The organism is Xanthomonas bonasiae (assembly GCF_017163705.1).
Lineage (GTDB): Bacteria > Pseudomonadota > Gammaproteobacteria > Xanthomonadales > Xanthomonadaceae > Xanthomonas_A > Xanthomonas_A bonasiae.
On sequence record NZ_JAFIWB010000008.1, the window covers coordinates 37,157 to 55,506 of the forward strand.

General features: G+C 70.8%; 17 protein-coding genes. 12 read left to right on the forward strand and 5 right to left on the reverse strand.

Features of this window, described 5'->3' with window-relative positions:
• Window positions 1–74 precede the first annotated feature (74 nt).
• Window positions 75–2,369, forward strand: a complete 2,295-nt coding sequence (locus JR064_RS09830) for an NADP-dependent malic enzyme (RefSeq protein WP_179567118.1) — start codon at window positions 75–77, stop codon at window positions 2,367–2,369.
• Window positions 2,370–2,821: 452 nt separating this feature from the next.
• Here the strand turns inward: JR064_RS09830 and JR064_RS09835 are convergent, their stop codons facing one another.
• Entirely contained in the window at window positions 2,822–3,070 is a 249-nt protein-coding gene (locus tag JR064_RS09835; protein WP_318241173.1) for a helix-turn-helix domain-containing protein, read from the reverse strand.
• A 194-nt stretch (window positions 3,071–3,264) separates the two neighbouring features.
• On the opposite strand from JR064_RS09835, the gene JR064_RS09840 reads away from it, so the two are divergent.
• The 3 genes from JR064_RS09840 to JR064_RS09850 are packed head-to-tail and all read left to right on the forward strand — an operon-like array spanning window position 3,265 to window position 5,913.
• Window positions 3,265–3,462 (forward strand): zinc-finger domain-containing protein, encoded by a 198-nt coding sequence (locus tag JR064_RS09840; RefSeq protein WP_179567116.1) that lies wholly within the window; start codon window positions 3,265–3,267, stop codon window positions 3,460–3,462.
• A gap of 11 nt (window positions 3,463–3,473) precedes the next feature.
• Window positions 3,474–4,586 (forward strand): glycosyltransferase, encoded by a 1,113-nt coding sequence (locus JR064_RS09845; protein ID WP_191824539.1) that lies wholly within the window; start codon window positions 3,474–3,476, stop codon window positions 4,584–4,586.
• Window positions 4,567–5,913, forward strand: a complete 1,347-nt coding sequence (locus JR064_RS09850; RefSeq protein WP_191824538.1) for an O-antigen ligase family protein — start codon at window positions 4,567–4,569, stop codon at window positions 5,911–5,913. The genes JR064_RS09845 and JR064_RS09850 overlap by 20 nt, the downstream gene beginning before the upstream one ends.
• Before the next feature lie 258 nt (window positions 5,914–6,171).
• Here JR064_RS09850 and JR064_RS09855 read toward each other — a convergent pair whose 3' ends face one another.
• A complete protein-coding gene (locus JR064_RS09855) occupies window positions 6,172–7,116 on the reverse strand; it encodes an LpxL/LpxP family Kdo(2)-lipid IV(A) lauroyl/palmitoleoyl acyltransferase (RefSeq protein WP_206229605.1) in 945 nt (314 codons plus the stop codon).
• Between the two features lie 120 nt (window positions 7,117–7,236).
• Between JR064_RS09855 and waaA the strand changes: the two genes are divergently transcribed.
• Window positions 7,237–8,556 (forward strand): lipid IV(A) 3-deoxy-D-manno-octulosonic acid transferase, encoded by a 1,320-nt coding sequence (gene waaA, locus JR064_RS09860; protein WP_206229606.1) that lies wholly within the window; start codon window positions 7,237–7,239, stop codon window positions 8,554–8,556.
• Between the two features lie 229 nt (window positions 8,557–8,785).
• Here the strand turns inward: waaA and JR064_RS09865 are convergent, their stop codons facing one another.
• The 3 genes from JR064_RS09865 to JR064_RS09875 all read right to left on the reverse strand — a co-directional run bounded on the left by JR064_RS09865 (window position 8,786) and on the right by JR064_RS09875 (window position 11,617).
• Window positions 8,786–10,150: a TolC family outer membrane protein gene (locus tag JR064_RS09865; RefSeq protein WP_179567106.1), complete on the reverse strand. Its 1,365-nt coding sequence runs from the start codon at window positions 10,148–10,150 to the stop codon at window positions 8,786–8,788.
• A gap of 18 nt (window positions 10,151–10,168) precedes the next feature.
• On the reverse strand, window positions 10,169–10,828 hold the full coding sequence (locus JR064_RS09870) for a protein-L-isoaspartate O-methyltransferase family protein (protein WP_179567104.1): 660 nt from the start codon (window positions 10,826–10,828) through the stop codon (window positions 10,169–10,171).
• Between the two features lie 129 nt (window positions 10,829–10,957).
• The gene (locus JR064_RS09875) at window positions 10,958–11,617 is read right to left on the reverse strand and encodes a TetR/AcrR family transcriptional regulator (RefSeq protein ID WP_179567102.1); all 660 of its coding nucleotides are present in this window, start codon (window positions 11,615–11,617) and stop codon (window positions 10,958–10,960) included.
• A 220-nt stretch (window positions 11,618–11,837) separates the two neighbouring features.
• Here JR064_RS09875 and JR064_RS09880 point away from each other — a divergent pair, with 220 nt between their 5' ends.
• The 7 genes from JR064_RS09880 to JR064_RS09910 are packed head-to-tail and all read left to right on the forward strand — an operon-like array spanning window position 11,838 to window position 18,241.
• A complete protein-coding gene (locus JR064_RS09880; protein ID WP_191824535.1) occupies window positions 11,838–12,509 on the forward strand; it encodes a thermostable hemolysin in 672 nt (223 codons plus the stop codon).
• On the forward strand, window positions 12,506–14,002 hold the full coding sequence (locus JR064_RS09885) for an AMP-binding protein (protein WP_206229607.1): 1,497 nt from the start codon (window positions 12,506–12,508) through the stop codon (window positions 14,000–14,002). The genes JR064_RS09880 and JR064_RS09885 overlap by 4 nt, the downstream gene beginning before the upstream one ends.
• A complete protein-coding gene (locus JR064_RS09890; RefSeq protein ID WP_179567096.1) occupies window positions 13,999–14,676 on the forward strand; it encodes an iron-containing redox enzyme family protein in 678 nt (225 codons plus the stop codon). Before JR064_RS09885 ends, JR064_RS09890 begins: the two co-directional genes overlap by 4 nt.
• Entirely contained in the window at window positions 14,676–15,494 is an 819-nt protein-coding gene (locus tag JR064_RS09895) for an SDR family oxidoreductase (RefSeq protein WP_206229608.1), read from the forward strand. Before JR064_RS09890 ends, JR064_RS09895 begins: the two co-directional genes overlap by 1 nt.
• Window positions 15,491–16,144, forward strand: a complete 654-nt coding sequence (locus JR064_RS09900; RefSeq protein WP_206229609.1) for a tetratricopeptide repeat protein — start codon at window positions 15,491–15,493, stop codon at window positions 16,142–16,144. Before JR064_RS09895 ends, JR064_RS09900 begins: the two co-directional genes overlap by 4 nt.
• 22 nt (window positions 16,145–16,166) lie before the next feature.
• A complete protein-coding gene (locus tag JR064_RS09905) occupies window positions 16,167–16,850 on the forward strand; it encodes a response regulator transcription factor (RefSeq protein WP_206229610.1) in 684 nt (227 codons plus the stop codon).
• 17 nt (window positions 16,851–16,867) lie between these two features.
• Entirely contained in the window at window positions 16,868–18,241 is a 1,374-nt protein-coding gene (locus JR064_RS09910; protein ID WP_206229653.1) for an ATP-binding protein, read from the forward strand.
• Window positions 18,242–18,350 lie beyond the last annotated feature (109 nt).

The following is an 18,350-nucleotide window of genomic DNA, read 5'->3' on the forward strand; positions in this document are numbered from 1 at the left end:
CCGCAAGACAGGCTTGGTCATGGCCCAGGGAGTAGAATCCTGGGTCCTCGCGCCTCCCGACTACAGAAGCCTCGATGTCAAACGACGATTTCAAACAGGCCGCCCTCGACTATCACCGCCAGCAGCCGCCGGGCAAGATCAAGGTAGCCGCGACCAAGCCCATGCTGACCCAGCGCGACCTGTCGCTGGCCTATTCGCCAGGCGTGGCGTTCGCCTGCGAAGCGATCGTTGCCGATCCGCAACAGGCCAGCGAGCTGACCGCGCGCGGCAACCTGGTCGCGGTGATCAGCAACGGCACCGCGGTGCTGGGCCTGGGCAACATCGGTCCGCTGGCGTCCAAGCCGGTGATGGAAGGCAAGGGCGTGCTGTTCCAGAAGTTCGCCGGCATCGATGTGTTCGACATCGAGATCAACGAGAACGATCCGGACAAGCTGGTCGACATCATCGCCAGCCTGGAGCCGACCTTCGGCGGCATCAACCTGGAAGACATCAAGGCGCCGGAGTGCTTCATCGTCGAGCGCAAGCTGCGCGAGCGGATGAACATCCCGGTGTTCCACGACGACCAGCACGGCACCGCGATCATCGTCGGCGCGGCGGTGCTCAACGCGCTGGTCGTGACCGGCAAGAAGATCGAGGACGTCAAGCTCGCCACCACCGGCATGGGCGCGGCGGGCATCTCCTGCGTCAACATGCTGGTCTCGCTGGGCCTGAAGCCGGAGAACATCCTGGCGCTGGACCGCGACGGCGTGATCCACACCGGCCGCACCGACCTGGACCCGGACAAGCAGCGCTACGCGCGCGACACCGACAAGCGCACCCTGGCGGAAATCGTCGAGGGCGCGGACATCTTCCTCGGCCTGTCGGCCGCCGGCATCCTCAAGCCGGAAATGGTGGCGACGATGGCGGCGCAGCCGGTGATCTTCGCGCTGGCCAATCCGAATCCGGAGATCACCCCGGAGGCGGCCAAGGCGGTGCGCCCGGACGCGATCATCGGCACCGGCCGTTCGGACTACCCGAACCAGATCAACAACGTGCTGTGCTTCCCGTACCTGTTCCGCGGCGCGCTCGACGTCGGCGCCACCGGCATCAACGAAGCGATGAAGATCGCCTGCGTCAAGGCGATCGCGGCGATGGCGCGGCGCGAGGCCTCCGACCTGGGCGCGGCCTACGGCGGCGAGACCCCGAGCTTCGGTCCCGATTACCTGATCCCGCGGCCGCTGGATCCGCGCCTGCTGGTCGAGCTGTCCTCGGCGGTGGCGCAGGCGGCGATGGACTCGGGCGTGGCCACGCGCCCGATCGCCGACATGGAGGCCTACCGCGACAAGCTCGGCCAGTTCGTCTACCGCACCAGCCTGATGATGAAGCCGGTCTACGACCGCGCCCGCGCCGACAAGCAGCGCGTGGTCTATGCCGAGGGCGAAGAGGAAGTGGTGCTGCGCGCGGTGCAGAGCGTGATCGACGAAGGCCTGGCGTTCCCGATCCTGATCGGCCGCCCGGACGTGATCGAGGCGCGTATCCAGCGCCTGGGCCTGCGCATCACCGCCGGCGTGGACTTCGAGGTCACCAACATCCACGACGATCCGCGCTTCAACGACTACTGGCAGTACTACCACGCGTTGACCGAGCGCCGCGGCGTCACCGTCACCGCGGCCAAGGAACTGATGCGCTCGCGGCCGACGCTGATCGCCGCGGTGATGGTCGCGCGCGGCGAAGCCGACGCGCTGCTCACCGGCGTGGTCGGCCGCTTCCACAAGAAGCTCGGCTACGCGCGCAGCGTGATCCCGCTGGAACCGCGGGTCAGCTCGACCTCGGCGATGACCGGGGTGATCAACCCGCAGGGCGCGTTCTTCTTCCTGGACACGCACGTGCAGGAAGATCCGAGCGTGGAGCAGATCGTCGAGGCCACGCTGCAGGCCGCGTACCGGCTGAAGCTGTTCGGCATCGAGCCGAACATCGCGCTGCTGTCGCATTCCAATTTCGGCAGCCACGACTCGCGCGACGCGCTGAAGATGCGCCAGGTGCGCGAGGCGCTGCTCAAGCGCAAGCCCGAACTCAACATCGACGGCGAGATGCAGGGCGACACCGCGTGGGACGAAGCGCTGCGCAAGCAGATCATGCCCAACAGCACCCTGAAGGGCCGCGCCAACCTGTTCGTGCTGCCGAACCTGGAAGCGGCCAACATCGCCTACAACCTGGTGCGTGTGTTCACCGATGGCGTGGCGATCGGCCCGATCCTGATGGGCATCTCCAAGCCGGTGCATATCCTCACCACCAGCGCCACTTCGCGCCGGGTGATGAACATGACCGCGATCGCCGCGGTCGATGCGCAGATCCGCAAGCAGCTGGAAGCGGAGAAGAGCGCGCCGTAAGCGGAGCGCTTCCGGCAGGTTCGGTGCGAATGCGCGCAGCCGCTGGTGGCTGCGCGTTTCGCTGCAGCCTTCCAGGCCGATTGGTGCGTGCGGCAGGCTGCCTGCAGCGCATCCCTGTATGCCATCGCATCGGACTTGCCCGAGTTCCCGCCAAGACGTTGCCGATGCAGCGATGGGTCACTCGGCGCGAATGCGCTTCGCGGATGGCCGAGTGAAGTAGCGGGGTCTGGTCGATCAAGCCTGGGGCGGGTCGACGTCAAGGCACGCTGGTTTGGCGCCTGGCCGCGGAACGCCGCGGACGCGCCAGCCGCACACGCGATCGAGCGCGTGAACGATTTAGGATTTGCTGCGCAAACGCCCGCCGCAGGATGCGCGAAGACACGACGCCATGCAGCGCCTGCCAACGCGTTGCGCAGGATCGAACGCGGCGCCGCAGCGGCGCCGCACTGTGCTCAGGCCAGACGCTTGCCTACCGGCAGCGGCAGGCTTTCGTGGTCGCCCTGGTTCAGCTTGGACGGCTTGCCAGTCAGCAGCACATAGGCATCGACGCCGGTAAGTTCGGCAATCTTCAGCAAATGCCGGGCATTGGGAACGGAACGATTGTTCTCCCAGTGACCCAGGGTGCTATGCGCCACGCCCAGCAAGGCCGCCAGTTCGCGCAGCGTGAAACCGGCATTGCGCCGCGCCTGCATCAATCGCACACCTATATCCACGGGACACCTCAGAGCGGCATGGTTGCGCCGCGTCCCCCGAGCATAGTGGATGTCATCGCTTGGCATCAAGCCGACAGGAAAGGACAATTTTGGGACAAGACCGGCGCGGCGTTCCCCGGCCCGGCGCGCGCGTGGGGCAGGCTGCTAGAATTCCCCGTCTCCTCCCGCCGTGTCCCACCGCCATGAGCCATACCGCCACCGCGCCCGCCAATGCAGAGAAGCGCTACAACGTGCACCGCGCCGACCTGCCGCTGAGCTGCCCGACCCCGGAAATGGCGCTGTGGAACTCGCATCCGCGGGTCTATCTGCCGGTGGACGAAGAACCCAGCCACGAGGCAAAGTGCCCTTACTGCGGCGCGGTCTTCGTGCTGGTCGACTGACCGCCGGGTCGATGCACCGCCTGACCGTGGTGCAGCTGCTGCCGGCGCTGGAGTCCGGCGGCGTCGAACGCTCCACCCTGGAAATCGCCGCGGCGCTGGTCGCGGCCGGGCATCGCGCGCTGGTGGTGTCGGCCGGTGGCCGCCTGCTGCCGGCGCTGGCCGCGACCGGCGCCGAGCACATCGCCCTGGACATCGGCCGCAAGTCGTTGCTGAGCCTGCGCCACGTGCCGACGCTGCGGCGCCTGTTCGTGCGCGAGCGGGTGGACATCGTGCATGCGCGCTCGCGGCTGCCGGCCTGGCTGGGCTGGCATGCGCTGCGCGGGTTGCCGGCGGCGCAGCGGCCGCGCTTCGTCACCACCGTGCACGGGCTCAATTCGCCCAGCCGCTACAGCGCGATCATGGCCCGCGGCGAGCGCGCAATCTGCGTGTCGGCCACGGTCCGCGACTACGTGCTGCGCCATTACCCGCAGACCGATCCGACGCGGCTGCGGGTGATCCCGCGCGGCATCGACCCGGCGCAGTTCCCGCGCCGCGCGCAGCCCGATCCGGCCGCGCGGGCCTGGGCCGCGAGCGAGGCGCCGGCCACTGCCGGCAGCGGTCCGCTGCTGCTGTTGCCCGGTCGCGGCACCCGCCTGAAGGGCCATGCCGATGCAGTGCGCCTGCTCGCCGCGCTGCGCGCCGACGGCAGCGACGCACGGCTGTGGCTGCCGGGTGCGCGCGAGGCCGGGCGCGAGGCCTACCTGCAGGAGCTGGAGGCCGAGGCCGCCGCGCTGGGCATCGCCGACGCGATCGCGTTCACCGCGCCGACCGCGCGCATTGCCGAGGCCTACGCCGCCAGCGATCTGGTGCTGCAGCTGTCGCGCAAGCCGGAAGCGTTCGGCCGCACCGTGGTCGAGGCATTGGCGGTGGGGCGGCCGGTGCTGGGCTGGGCGCACGGCGGCGCCGGCGAACTGCTGGCGCAGCTGCAGCCGTCCGGTGCGGTGCCTGCGTTCGATCCTGCGGCCCTGCACGCGGCGGCGGCGCGCCTGCTGGCGCAACCGCCGGCACCGCCGGCGCAGATCCCCTACACGCTGCAGGCGATGCAGCACGCGACCCTGGCGGTGTATGACGAACTCCGGCGCTGATTCCTCCCTGCTCGCGCCGCTGACGCCGGCGCGCAGCGAACGCTGGGCCCCGGTCTGGGTGCTGGCGTTCGTGGCACTGTGGCCTGCACCTGGCCTGGCCGCGGGCGTGCTGGCGCTGGGCGCGCTGGCGACCCTGGCGCGCCTGCTGCACAGCCGCTTCCGCGGCGGCGCCAGCCTGCTCAGCGGGCCGGCGTGGGCGCTGACCACGCTGCTGTTCCTGACCTACTGGTTGCCGCAGCCGCTGTCGGCGCTGGATGCGGTGGACGTGCCGCTGGCATTGCGCGAGTCGGCGGTGGACCTGCGCTTCCTGCCGTTCCTGTGGCTGGTGGCGATGGCGGTGGCGACGCCGCGCGGCCGCCGTACCACCTTCAATGGGCTGGCGGTCATCGCCGCGATCTGGACCGTGGATGCGTTGGCGCAGGCGCTGTGCGGCACCAGCCCGCTGTTCTGGTCGATGGACCAGCTGAAGTGGGCGATCAACCACCACGGCCTGTGCACGCCGCAGGAAATCGCGCTGGCCGACCGCCTCAGCGGCGTGTTCGGCCCGTGCAACCTCAAGTTCGGCCAGGTGCTGGCCAGCCTGTCGCCGTTCCTGCTGTTCGCGGCCGGGCGCCGCGGCGGCGCCTGGGGCTGGCTGCTTGCCGCGGCGGCAGTGGGGGTGGTGCTGGTGCTGGCCGGATCGCGCGCGTCGTGGATCACCTACGCCCTGGTGCTGCTGCTGTCGGGCTGGCGCCTGCTGGGCATGCGCCGGATGCTGGCGCTGGGCGTGGCTGCGGTGCTGGTCGCCGGCGTGCTCGGCGCGCTCTCGCCGCAGGTGCGCGAGCGCTTCGCCCGCACCACGCTGGCGCTGAGCGGGCGCCCGGCCGACGTGAACGCGGCGTTGGCCGGGCGCACCCAGATCTGGGACGCCTCGTGGTGCATGATCCGCCAGCATCCGCTCAACGGCGTCGGCGTGCGCGGCTTCCGCGAAGCCTACGTGGCCTGCGACCCGGATCCGGCGCATGGCGGCGCCTGGGGCCGCGAGCCGGCCTTCCATGCGCACCAGATCGTGCTCGAAGTGCTCAGCGAGACCGGCGTGATCGGCTTGCTGCTGTGGCTGGCCGGCGCCGCGCAGGCGTGGCGCGCATGGCGCTACGCCTCGCCACAGGCGCGCGAACGGGCACGGCCGGCGATGCTGGCGCTGCTGGTGACGGTGTTCCCGTTCAACACGCACCTGGCGTTCTATTCGTCGTTCTGGGGCTCGCTGGCGCTGATGCTGGTCGGGCTGTATGTCGGCGCGCTGCTGGCCGAGGAGCGCGACGCCGAGGGCACCGCAGAAACTGTGTAGCCCCTCTCCCACCGGGAGAGGGGTTGGGGTGAGGGTGCGGCGCGAAAGCGACTCGCGGAGTTGGATGCACCAGGCTTCGCCCGTACCCTCATCCGCCCCTTCGGGGCACCTTCCCCCGAAAAGGGGGCCATGGTCCCGAGGGGAGAAGGGAACAGCGCTAGCCCCTCTCCCCTCGGGAGAGGGGTTGGGGTGAGGGTCCGGCGCGAAAGCGACTCGCAGCGTTGGGTGCGCGAGGCCGCGCCCGTCCCTACCTCTCGCTCAGTCGCGCTCGTAGAACGTACTGCGGCCGCCGGGCTGGCGCTTGAAGCGGCGGTGGATCCACAGGTATTGCGCCGGCGCTTCGCGCACCATCGCCTCGATCGCGGCATTGACCCGCGCGGTGTCGGCGACCACGTCCTGCGACGGGAAGTCCTCCAGCGGCGGGGCGATGCGCAGCACGTAGTCGGCGCCCTCGCGGCGGTGGAAATACGGCACCACCGCGCAGCCGGTCAGCCGCGCCAATTGGTGGGTGGCAGTGATGGTGGAGGCGGGCATGCCGAAGAACGGCACGAACACCGTGTCCTTGCCGCGCATGTCCTGGTCCGGCGCGTACCACAGGAAGCCGCCGCGCTTGAGGTGGCGCACGCTGCCGCGCAGGTCCTCGTTGGCGAACATGGCGATGGCGTAGCGCAGGCGGCCGCGCTTGACCGCCCATTCGAACACCGGGTTGCGGTGGCGGCGGTACATGCCGGCCAGCGGCACGTACTGGCACAGCAGCCGGCCGCACATCTCCAGGGTCATGAAGTGGCCCGACACCAGCAGCACGCCGCGGCCCTGCGCCTGCAGCGCACGCAGGTGCTCCAGGCCTTCGATGCGGGTGCGGCGGCGAATCGGGCCGAGGCTGCCCCACCAGGCGCGCGCGAACTCGAACACGCCCACGCCCAGCGCGTCGAAGCTGTCGTGCAGCAGGCGCGTGCGCCAGGCCTCGCTCTGCTCGGGGAAGCACAGCTTCAGGTTCACCTCGGCGGCATGGCGGCGGGTGCCGGCCAGGCGCAATGCGATCCAGCCGACGCCGCGGCCGAGCGCGCGTTGCAGCAGCCAGGGCAGCCGCGCGACGGCCACGGCGATGCCGAGCAGCAGCCAGGTCGGCCAGTGCCGTGGCGAGCGCGGCGGCGGCGTGGCCGTGGTGGCGGCGGACGGAAGAGCGGGGGAGGGGTCGGACATGCGCCAAGTTTAGCCGGGAGCGGGCAGCGCGGCATTGGCGCGGCGCGGCGGCGTCTTCGCTTGGTGACCACGGTCGCGATCGTCTGCCGCCGGCGCGACGCAACCCGCTATGCTTTCGCGATGCGCAACGATTTCATCGAACGGCTGCTGCGCGGCCTGTACTCGACCGTGCTGTACATGCTGCTGCCGGTCACCGTCTATCACCTGGTCTGGCGCGGGTTCCGCGTGCGCCAGTACTTCCAGCGCTGGGACGAGCGCTACGCCTCGTATCCGCAGGCGCGCGGGCGGCCGCGGGTGTGGCTGCACGCGGTGTCGGTAGGCGAGGTCAACGTCGCCGCGCCGGTGGTCAACGCGCTGCGCGCGCAGCGCCCGGACATCCGCTGGGTGATCACCACCATCACCCCGACCGGGTCGGAGCGGGTGCGCGCGCTGTGGGGCGATGCGCTGGACCACGTCTACCTGCCGTACGACGTGCCCGGCAGCGTCGGCCGTTTCCTGCAGCATTTCCGCCCGAGCCTGGCGCTGATCCTGGAAACCGAGCTGTGGCCGAACATGCTGTTCGGCTGCCGCGACCGCAACATCCCGGTCTACGTGCTCAACGCGCGGCTGTCAGCGCGCTCGCTGCGCGGCTACCGCCTGCTGCGGCCGCTGATCGGACGCGCGCTGCGCACCGTCACCTGCGTGGCGGCGCAGTCGCAGGCCGACGCCGAACGCTTCATCGAGCTCGGCGCGCATCCGCAGCAGGTGCGTGCGCTGGGCAACCTGAAGTTCGACATCGCCGTGCCCGCGCAGCTGCCGGCGTTCGTCGCCGCGTTCGGCGAACGTGTGGCGAAGACGCGGCCGGTGTGGATCGCCGCCAGCACCCACGAAGGCGAGGAGGCGGCGGTGATCGAGATGCACCGGCAGTTGCGTCGGCACTGGCCAGACCTGTTGCTGCTGTGGGCGCCGCGCCATCCCGAACGCTTCGCCAAGGTCGAGGCGCTGGCGCGCGACCAGGGCTGGCGCGTGGCCACGCGCCGCCAGCAGCAGTGGCCCGGCGCCGAGGACAACGTGTTCGTGATCGATACGCTGGGCGAACTGATGATGTTCTACGCCTGCGCCCAGGTCGCCTTCGTCGGCGGCAGCCTGCAGCCGATCGGCGGGCACAACCTGCTGGAGCCGGCCGCGGTCGGCACGCCGTCGGTGAGCGGGCCGCACCTGCACAACTTCGCCGAGATCTCGCGGCGCATGCGCGAGGCCGGTGCGGTGGCGATCTGCGAAGACGCCGCGGCGGTGTGCGCGGCGCTGCACGAATTGCTCGGCGACGCGGCCGCGCGCGCGCGCATGGCCGAAGCCGGCTGCGCGCTGGTCGCCAATGGTCGCGGCGCGCTGCAGCGGGCGCTGCACCTGATCGCCGAGCATCTGCCGCCGGTGGCGCACGACGTGCCCGCGAACGAGTAGCGCGGTTCGACGCAGGCATTGTAGGAGCGGCTTCAGCCGCGACAGAATCTATCGGTAACGCTGTCGCGGCTGAAGCCGCTCCTACAAGTGTCATCCTGCAAGTGTCATCCTGATCTTGAGCGGACGTCGCTGGCGCAATCAGGCGTTCTTTCCGCCATTGCGCCGCCCCATGCAAAAACGGCGGACCCGAAGGCCCGCCGTTCGCGGTCGTGCAGTTGCCGGCGCAGCGTTACTGGGTGCTGCTGCCGGAGTTGAGCTTGGATTCGGCGCTCTGCGTCAGCAGCGCGTTGATCGACTGCACTTCGGCCACGTCCAGCGAGCCCAGCGCCTGGCTCAGCAGCAGGCGGTTCTGCAGGAAGTTGTAGCGCGACTGCGCATAGTTCAGCTGCGCCTGGTACAGGGTGCGCTGGTTCTGCACCACGTCCAGCACGGTGCGCGTACCCACTTCCAGGCCGACCTGCGAGGCGTCGTACGCGGCCTGCGCCGAGACCACCGCCAGGCGCCGCGCCTCGATTTCGCTGATGCCGGCGACGACGGTCTGGTAGGCGTTGCGGGTATTGCGGTCGAGCGCGCGCTTCTGCTGCTCGAACGTGTCCTGGGCGATGTCGCGCTGCGACAGCGCCTGGCGCACCGCCGACTGGGTCGCGCCGCCGGCGAAGATCGGGATGTTCAGGGTCAGGCCGATGACGTTGCTGTCGCTGCGCGGCGAGTTGCTGCCGGACACGCCGTCGCCCCAACTCGCATCGCGGCCGACGCTGGCCGACAGGTTCAGCGTCGGCAGATGGCCGGCGCGCGCGGTGGCGACGTTGTCTTCGGCTTGCTGCACCTGGTACTGGTAGGCGCGCAGCGACGGGTTCTTGTCCAGCGCCGAGGCGATCAGGCTGTCGATATTGCCGCTGTCGGCCGGCAGTTGCGGGCGGAAGTCCTCCGGCAGGCTGCGCAGGTCGTGCACCGGCTGCCCGGTGATCTCGGTCAGCGCCTGGTACAGGTCCTGCAGCGAGTTGCGCGCGGTGATCGTGTCGGCGCGCGCCTGGTCGTATTCGGCGCGCGCTTCGTGCACGTCGGTGATCGGTGCCAGGCCCACTTCCAGGCGCTTGTCGGCGTAGTCGAACTGCTTCTTGGCGGCGGCTTCGTTGGTTTCCGCGGCGACCAGCGACTCGATCGCCACCAGCACGTTGAAGTAGGCCGCCGAGGTGCGCACGATCAGGTCGTCGTTGGCCGATGCCAGCGTGTAGTCGGCGGCCAGGCTGCGCGCCTTCTGCGCGCGCAGGGTCGAGAACTGGGCGAAGTTGACCAGCGTCTGCTGGCCCTGGATCGCGTAGCTGCGGCTCTTGCCGGTGCCGGCCAGTTCGCCGCTGGCGCGCTCGATCTCGCTGTGGCTGCGCTGCAGCGAGGCGGAGCCGTTGATCTGCGGCAGCAGCGCCGCGCGCGCCTGCACCGCGCCTTCCTTTTCGTACAGCCGGTTCGATTCCGCGCTGGCCAGCTGCGGGTCGCTATTGCGGGCCATTTCGTAGACTTGCAGCAGGTCCGTGGCGTTGGCGGCCAGCGGAAACAGTGCGGCGGCCAGCGCCAGAACGAGGGATCGGCGGATCATTGCGGCTTCCTTGATGGATCAGAATGTGAACTGGGGGACTGGCGCGGCGCCACGCAGGTAGTACGCCAGGTCGGTTTCGAACAGCGATTCCACGCGCGGCGCGCCGGCGTCGGCGTGGACCAGCACCGCGTCCATGGCCGGGGCGCGGCCGCGGACCGCGAACAGGCGGCCGCCGGGCCGCAGCCAGGCCAGGAACTGCGCCGGGATCTCGGTGACCGCGGCGGTGATGCAGACCACGTCGAAGCGGCGCTCGCTGTGCCAGCCGAACGCGTCGGCGGTCTCGATGCGCACGTTGCTGCCGAGCCCGGCGGCATCCAGGTTGGCGCGCGCGGCGGCGGCCAGGGCCGGCTCGATCTCCAGGCTCACCACCTCGCGGCCGAGCTCGCCCAGGCAGGCGCTGATGAAGCCGCTGCCGGTGCCGATCTCCAGCACGTCCTCGCCCGGCTGCAGGTCCAGCGCCTGCAGCATGCGGCCTTCGATCACCGGCTTCATCATGTACTGGCCGTGCCCCAGCGGGATTTCCAGATCGGCATAGGCCACCGCGCGGTGGCTTTCCGGCACGAAGGTCTCGCGCGGCAGCCGCGCCAGCACGTCGAGCACGCGCAGGTCGAGCACGTCCCAGGGACGCACCTGCTGTTCAACCATCGTTTCGCGGGCTTGGGAGTAGTCGATCGTCATCTGGGGCATCCAACGCGGTGGGTCGCGCATTTTAGCCGGCGCGGAGGCCGTGCGTATGCTGCAGCATCGCCGCAGCGGTGCCGCCGCGCGCAGTGCCGGAAGTCATCGGGCCGCCCGGCCGGCGCGGGCTCAGCGCGCCGCATAGGCGCGCAGGAAGAAATCCACGCTGGCCTCGACATGGGCCTGGATCCGCACCTGGCTGGGATCGCGGCACAGGCCGCACATCATCAGCGAGTGCAGTTCGCCCTTGATCAGGCAGAAGAACTGGGAGGCGGCCAGGCCCAGGTCGGCGATCTCCAGTTCGCCGGCCGCCACGTGCGCCTGCAGCAGCTGCGCCAGGTCCTGCTGGGTGCGTTTGGGACCGGCATTCCAGAACATCTCGCGCACGTGCTCGTCGCCGGTGCCGGGGGCCAGCATCATGCGGTGCGTGGCCATGGCCGCCTCGCTGCTGATCATGGCGAAGAAGGCCAGGCCGATCTCCACCAACTGGGCGCGCAGCGGGCCTTTCAGCGCATGCCCGAACAGGTCGTCGGGCAGCAGCGCCTGGCACTGCGCGCGCACCGCTTCGGCGAACAGGGTCTCCTTGTCGCCGTAATGGCTGTAGACGGTGAGCTTGGACACCCCGGCGCGGGCGGCGATGCCGTCCATGCTGACCCCGCCGAAGCCCAGCTCGGTGAACATGTGCTTGGCCGCTTCCAGGATCGCCGCACGCTTGCCCATGTCCTTCGGACGGCCCGGTCCGGCGGCGCGGGAAGAGGCTTTGGGGGAGGGAACGGGTTTGCTGACCATGGCGGCAATACTAGACCAGTCGGTTCGATATTTATACTATACCGTTAAGTATACTATTTAGTATGTCAGCTTCGCGCGCCGGGACTCCGATCGAGCGGTTCAGCGCGCGCCAGGCTTGGCTCGGGGTTTGGCGCCTGCGCAATGATTTGCTTATGCGCGCCTTACATTCGCCTAACGTTCGGCTCATGGTCGGCTAATCGGCGCCGCCGACGATGCCGCCATGGCCATCGTCCCCGACTCTCCCGCATCCCATTCCCGCTTCGCCAGTGCCGTGCTGATCGGTCTGGGGCATCCCGAGCGCGATGCCGTGGAAGCGTTCATCGCCCGCGTCTACCGCCAGCGCTACGGCGCGGTGCTGCGCGGCTTCCTGCCGCATCTGCTGGCCTACTACGACGCCGACGGCGGGTTGCGGGCCGCACTGGGGCTGCGCTGCGCCAGCGAAGGCGAGCTGTTCGTCGAGCACTATCTCGAGCGACCGGCCGAACTGGCCATCGCCGAGCGGATGCCGCGGCGGGTGGCGCGCAGCGAGCTGGTGGAGGTGGGCAACTTCGCCGCCGAGCAGGCCGGCGATGCGCGCGCGATGATCCAGGCGCTGACCGGCACCCTGCACGCGGCCGGGCTGCGCTGGGTCCTGTTCGTGGCCACCCGGCAGCTGCGCAATACCTTCGACCGGCTGCATCTGGCGACGGTGGACCTGGGCGAGGCGCGCGGCGAGCGCCTGCGCGGGGATCCCAGCGACTGGGGCGACTATTACGCCGCGCAGCCGCGGCTGACGTTCGGCGACATCGCCGCCGGGCATGCGTTCCTGCAGCGCGCCGCCGCGCCGCGCGCGGACGCGATGTCCCTGTTCCACGCTGGTCCGTTCCAGCCCTGCCTGGCGGGTGCGCCGTGAGCGCGCCGGGTTTCGCCGAGGTGCTCGGCCAGTTGCGCGGCGACCAGGAGCGTCTGCTCACCTGCCACGGCGCGATCCGCGAGGGCGAACTGGCCGACCGGATCCGTGCGCTGGCCGACGCGTTGCAACGGCACGATCTGCACTGCGTCGCCAGCCGCCTGGACAACGGCAGCGACTGGCTGGCGCTGGACCTGGCGATCCGCCTGCGTGGCGGCGTGCACGTGCCGCTGCCGACGTTCTTCAGCGAGGCGCAGGCGCGCTACGCGCTGCACAGCAGCGGTGCGCAGTGCCTGATCGCCGGTGCGGGCATGCCCGCACCGGCGCAGGGCGTGCCGCTGCATCTGCCGCTGTCGGCCCCGGGCCTGACGTGCTGGCGCCTGGCGCCGATGCCGGTGGCGCTGCCTGCCGGCACCGGCTGCATCACCTACACCTCCGGCACCACCGGCCAGCCCAAGGGGGTATGCCTGGAGGCGGGCGCGCTGCTGCAGGTGGCCGCGTCCCTGGCCGATGCGGCCTCGGCGCTGGCGCCGCGCCGCCACCTGTGCCTGATGCCGCTGTCCACGTTGCTGGAGAACGTGGCCGGGGTCTACGCCACGCTGTTGTCCGGCGCGCAGATCGCAGTGCCGTCGCTGGCCGAGATCGGCTACAGCGGCGCGGCCGGACTCGACATTCCGACCTTGATCGCCTGCCTGCATCGCTACCAGCCGCACAGCGTGATCCTGGTGCCGCAGCTGCTGCTGGCGCTGGTGATGGCGGCCGAACAGGGCGTGGCGCTGCCGGCCTCGCTGCGCTACCTGGCGGTCGGCGGCGGCCGGGTCGGTCCGGGTCTGCTGCGTCGCGCCGCGGCGCTGCGGTTGCCGGTGTTCGAAGGCTACGGACTGACCGAGTGCGCCTCGGTGGTGGCGCTGAACCGGCCCGAGGCGCAGCGCGCCGGCAGCGTCGGCCGCGCGCTGCCGCATGCGCGGGTCAGTGCGATCGACGGCGAACTGTGGGTCGACGGCGTGCGCTGCCTGGGCTACCTCGGCGCGGAGGGGCCGCCTGCCGGCGCCATCGCCACCGGCGACCTGGGCCATGTCGACGACGAAGGCTTCGTCCACGTCACCGGCCGCCGCAAGCATGTGTTCATCACCGCCTACGGCCGCAACGTGTCGCCGGAGTGGGTGGAAAGCGAACTGTTGCAGCACCCGCACATTGCCCAGGCGGTGGTCTGCGGCGAAGCGCGCGCGCACAACCTGGCGGTGCTGTGGCCGCGCAACCCCGCGCTGGACGATGCGGCGATCGCGCGCGCGCTGGCCGAGGTCAACGCCGGCCTGCCGGACTACGCGCGCGTATCCGGCTTCGTCCGCGCCAGCGCGCCATTTACCGCCGCCGACGGCCTGCTCACCGGCAACGGCCGCCCGCGCCGCGACGCGATCCTGCAGCGCCATGCCGATGCCATCGCGCAGCGCTACGCCGAACTCGAACCCCTTTCCTCCCACGGAGCTTCCCGATGACCTTCCATGAGCGCTTGCTCGCCGAGACCCAGGCCGAACGCGCCGCCATGATCTCGATCCCGATCATCCAGTCGGCGCTGGCCGGACAGATCGCGCGCGAGGACTACCTGGCCTTCCTCGGCCAGGCCTACCACCACGTGCGCCACACGGTGCCGCTGCTGATGGCCTGCGGCGCGCGCCTGCCGGCGCGGCTGGAGTGGCTGCGCACCGCCGTCGCCGACTACATCGAGGAGGAACTGGGTCATCAGGAATGGATCCTCGACGACCTGGCCGCGTGCGGCGCCGACCGCGCCGCCGCCGCGGCGTCCGAACCGGCCGCCGCGACCGAGCTGATGGTGGCCTACGCCTACGACACCATCGCCCGCGGCAACCCGGTCGGTTTCTTCGGCATGGTGATGGTGCTGGAAGGCACCAGCGTGGCGCTGGCCACGCGCGCGGCCGAGAGCATCGAGACCACGCTGGGCCTGCCGCGCAATGCCTTCAGCTACCTGCGTTCGCACGGCGACCTGGACATCGAGCATGTCGGTTTCTTCGTCGGGTTGATGGACCGCCTCGACGACCCCGACGACCAGCGCGCGGTGCTGCACGCGGCCAAGCGCTTTTACGGCCTGTACGGCGACATCTTCCGCAGCCTGCGCGCGCTGCCGGCGCCGCGCATGGCGGAGGCGGCGTGATGGACCTGCGCGGCCGGAGCGTGGTGTTGACCGGTGCCAGCGGCGGCATCGGCGCGGCGTTGTGCGACGAACTGGTCGCCGCCGGCACCCGGGTGCTGGCGGTGGGGCGCGACCCGCTGCGGTTGGCGCAGGTGGCCAGCCGCCATCCGCAGGGCCAGGTGCTGGCGTTGCCGGCGGACCTGTGCAACGACAGCGGCCGCGCGCAATTGCTGGCGGCGGCGCGCGCGCTGCAGGCGCCGCCGTCGCTGCTGCTGATCGCGCATGCGCAGAGCGGCTTCGGTCTGTTCGCCGAACAGTCCGAGCAGGAACTGCGGCGCATGCTCGAAACCAATCTGCTGGCGCCGATGCTGCTGGTGCGCGCGCTGCTGCCGTTGCTGCAGGCGCAGCCGCAGGCGGCCGTGGTCGCGGTCGGTTCGACCTTCGGCAGTCTGGGATTTCCGGGCTTCGCCGGTTACAGCGCCAGCAAGTTCGGTCTGCGCGGCCTGTTCGAGGCGCTGGCCCGCGAATACGCCGACAGCCACGTGCGCTTCCAGTACCTGGCGCCGCGCGCCACCCGCACCGCGTTCAACACGGCCCAGGTCGATGCGCTGAACCAGGAACTGAAGGTCGGCGCCGACACGCCCGAGCAGGTGGCGCGCGCCTTGCGCGAGGCGATCGAGCGCGGCGACAGGCGGCTGCAGATCGGTTGGCCGGAAAAACTCTTCGCACGCCTCAACGGCGCCTTGCCCGGTCTGGTCGACCGCAGCCTGAAGGCGCAACTGCCCGTGGTGCGGCGCCATGCCGCCCGGGTTCCTTCCGATCTTGGAGACCTCCGATGAAGACTTGCCGCCGTTGCCTGCTCTTGCTCCTGTCGCTGCTGCCGCTGGCCGCGGCGGCGGCCACGCCGCTGTCGCCCGCGGTCGCCGCGGTGCGCGAGCAATGGGCGCAGGTCGCCTACCAGACGCCCAAGCCGCAGCGCGTGCAGGCCTATGCGGCATTGGCCACGCATGCGGCGGCGGCCAGGCAGGCCGCGCCGCAGGATCCGGCCGCGCTGATCTGGGAAGGCATCGTGTTGTCGAGCGAAGCCGGCGAGCGCGGCGGCCTCGGCGCGCTGAGCCTGGTCAAGCGCGCCCGCGCCGATTTCGAGCAGGCGCTGAAGCTCGATCCGGCCGCGTTGAACGGCTCGGCCTGCACCAGCCTGGGCGCGCTGTACTACCAGGTACCGGGTTGGCCGGTCGGTTTCGGCGACGACGCCAAGGCGCGCACGCTGTTGCTGCAGGGCCTGCACTACGACCCCGACGGGATCGACGCGAACTACTTCTACGGCGACTTCCTGCGCGACCAGAAGGACTGGAATGGCGCGGCGGCGGCGCTGAAGAAGGCGTTGGCGGCGCCGCCGCGGCCGGGCCGCGAACTGGCCGACCGTGGCCGCCACCAGCAGATCCAGGCGGCCCTGCAGGAGGTCGAGCCGCACCTTGCCAGCCATTGAGCGGCCGCCCACACTGACCCACATGCGCATCTTGCTGGTCGAGGACGATCTGTCGCTGGGCGAGGGCATCCGCACCGCGTTGCGCCGCGCCGCCTATTCGGTGGACTGGGTGCAGGACGGCGCGGCGGCGCTGATCGCGATCGGCGACGGCGGTATCGACCTGGTGCTGCTGGACCTGGGCTTGCCGCGCATGGACGGGCTGGAGGTGATCCGGCAATCGCGCCAGGCCGGCGCCGACGTGCCGATCCTGGTACTGAGCGCGCGCGAGCGCCCGGCCGACCGCGCGCTGGGCCTGGACCTGGGCGCCGACGACTACCTCGGCAAGCCGTTCGACACCACCGAACTGCTGGCGCGCACCCGCGCGCTGCTGCGGCGCAGTGCCGGGCGCGCCACGCCGCAATTGGAGATCGGCGCGCTGTACCTGGATCCGGAGCGGCTGGCGGTGCGCTGGCGCGGCCGCGCGCTGGACCTGACCCGGCGCGAGTTCGCGCTGCTGTGGCTGCTGGCCGAACGCCACGGCCGCGCCATCGCGCGCGAGGCGATCCAGCAGCGCCTGTACGGCTGGGACGAGGATGTGGCCAGCAATGCGGTCGATGTGCACGTGCACCAGCTGCGGCGCAAGCTCGACCCGGCGCTGATCCGCACCGTGCGCGGGGTCGGCTATGCGCTGGACGAACAGGCCGCGGCCGCGCTGGCGGCGCCATGAGTTCGATGCGGCGGATGCTGCTGGGCGGTCTGCTCGGGGTGGTAACCCTGGTGTTCGCGGTGGCCGCATTGCTCAGCTACCGCGCCGGCCTGCAGGAGGCGGGCGAGATGTTCGATGCCAAGTTGGTGCAGTCCTCGCGGGTGCTGATGAGCCTGGTCGACGAACCGCTGGGCGAGCTGACCCGGCTCGGCCCGGCCGGCGAGCCGATCGTGATCCGCGGTTGGCACGGGCAGGCGCAGGGCGTGGGCGAGGCGCTGGCGTTCCGCACCGGCCATGCCTACGAAAGCAAGCTGGCGTTCCAGGTCCGCGACGACCGCGGCCACCTGCTGCTGCGCTCGGACAGCGGCCCGACCCGGCAGTTGGCCCCGCTGGTCGCCGGCTACGCCGACGTGACCCTGGATGGCCGCCGCTGGCGCACCTTCAGCCTGCACTCGGCGGGCGGGCGCTGGTTCCAGACCGGCGAGCAGGCCGACATCCGCCGCGAGCTGGCCGAAGACATCGCGTTGGGCACGGCCTTGCCGCTGCTGTTGGCGCTGCCGGTGCTGGCGCTGCTGGTGTGGGCGGTGGTGAACTGGGCCAGCCGCGCCTTGAGCCGGGTCTCGCAGGCGATCGGCGAGCGCGACCCGCAGCGGCTGGAACCGTTGCCGTTGCACGGCGTGCCGCGCGAGATCCATGGGCTGGTGGTGGCGGTCAACGACCTGATGCGGCGCCTGGAGGCCGCGCTGGCGCGCGAGCGCCGCTTCATCGCCGATGCCGCGCACGAACTGCGTACCCCGATCGCCGCGCTGAAGGTACACGCCGACAATCTGGGCCAGGCCCGCGACGCCGCCGAACGCGACGAATCGCAGCGGCACCTGGATGCCAGCGTGCGCCGGGTGGAGCGGCTGGTCGCGCAGTTGCTGACGCTCAGCCGGGTCGAACCGGGCGCCGCCGAGCCCACGCAAGGGCGGCTGGCGCTGGACGGCCTGGTCGCGCTGCAGGTGGACGATGCGCAGCCGCTGGCGGCGCGGCGCCAGCAGCGGCTGCGGATGCTGTGCAACGACCCGGTCATGCTGCTCGGCAACGAGGCGGGCCTGTCCGCGCTGGTGCGCAATCTGATCGACAACGCCCTGCGCTACGCGCCGCCGGGCGGGCAGGTGGAAGTCGCCCTGCGTGGCGACCATGCCTATGCCTGGTTCACGGTCGAGGATTCCGGCCCCGGTGTCGCCGAGGCGGCGCGCGAGCGCGTGTTCGAGCGCTTCCACCGCGAACTCGGCAGCGGCGTGGAGGGCAGCGGACTGGGTTTGGCGATCGCGCGCGAGGTGGTGAACGCGCACGGCGGCGACATCGCGCTAGATACCTCGCCGACCCTGGGCGGGCTGCGGGTCAGCGTGCGCCTGCCGTTGCGCTGAGTGGTGTGGCGGGACGGCTGCCGTTCGGCAATGTGAGGAACGTCCTGACATCGGCGGCGAACATGTAGTGATAAATTGGCTTCTCGTGCGGTTTGGAAACCGCGTGCTG

Coding starts and splice junctions, on each gene's coding strand:
- JR064_RS09830 (WP_179567118.1), top strand. CDS start 75: ATGTCAAACGACGATTTCAAACAGGCCGCCCTCGACTATCACCGCCAG.
- JR064_RS09840 (WP_179567116.1), top strand. CDS start 3,265: ATGAGCCATACCGCCACCGCGCCCGCCAATGCAGAGAAGCGCTACAAC.
- JR064_RS09845 (WP_191824539.1), top strand. CDS start 3,474: ATGCACCGCCTGACCGTGGTGCAGCTGCTGCCGGCGCTGGAGTCCGGC.
- JR064_RS09850 (WP_191824538.1), top strand. CDS start 4,567: ATGACGAACTCCGGCGCTGATTCCTCCCTGCTCGCGCCGCTGACGCCG.
- JR064_RS09855 (WP_206229605.1), bottom strand. CDS start 7,116: ATGTCCGACCCCTCCCCCGCTCTTCCGTCCGCCGCCACCACGGCCACG.
- waaA (WP_206229606.1), top strand. CDS start 7,237: ATGCGCAACGATTTCATCGAACGGCTGCTGCGCGGCCTGTACTCGACC.
- JR064_RS09865 (WP_179567106.1), bottom strand. CDS start 10,150: ATGATCCGCCGATCCCTCGTTCTGGCGCTGGCCGCCGCACTGTTTCCG.
- JR064_RS09870 (WP_179567104.1), bottom strand. CDS start 10,828: ATGACGATCGACTACTCCCAAGCCCGCGAAACGATGGTTGAACAGCAG.
- JR064_RS09875 (WP_179567102.1), bottom strand. CDS start 11,617: ATGGTCAGCAAACCCGTTCCCTCCCCCAAAGCCTCTTCCCGCGCCGCC.
- JR064_RS09880 (WP_191824535.1), top strand. CDS start 11,838: ATGGCCATCGTCCCCGACTCTCCCGCATCCCATTCCCGCTTCGCCAGT.
- JR064_RS09890 (WP_179567096.1), top strand. CDS start 13,999: ATGACCTTCCATGAGCGCTTGCTCGCCGAGACCCAGGCCGAACGCGCC.
- JR064_RS09895 (WP_206229608.1), top strand. CDS start 14,676: ATGGACCTGCGCGGCCGGAGCGTGGTGTTGACCGGTGCCAGCGGCGGC.
- JR064_RS09900 (WP_206229609.1), top strand. CDS start 15,491: ATGAAGACTTGCCGCCGTTGCCTGCTCTTGCTCCTGTCGCTGCTGCCG.
- JR064_RS09905 (WP_206229610.1), top strand. CDS start 16,167: ATGCGCATCTTGCTGGTCGAGGACGATCTGTCGCTGGGCGAGGGCATC.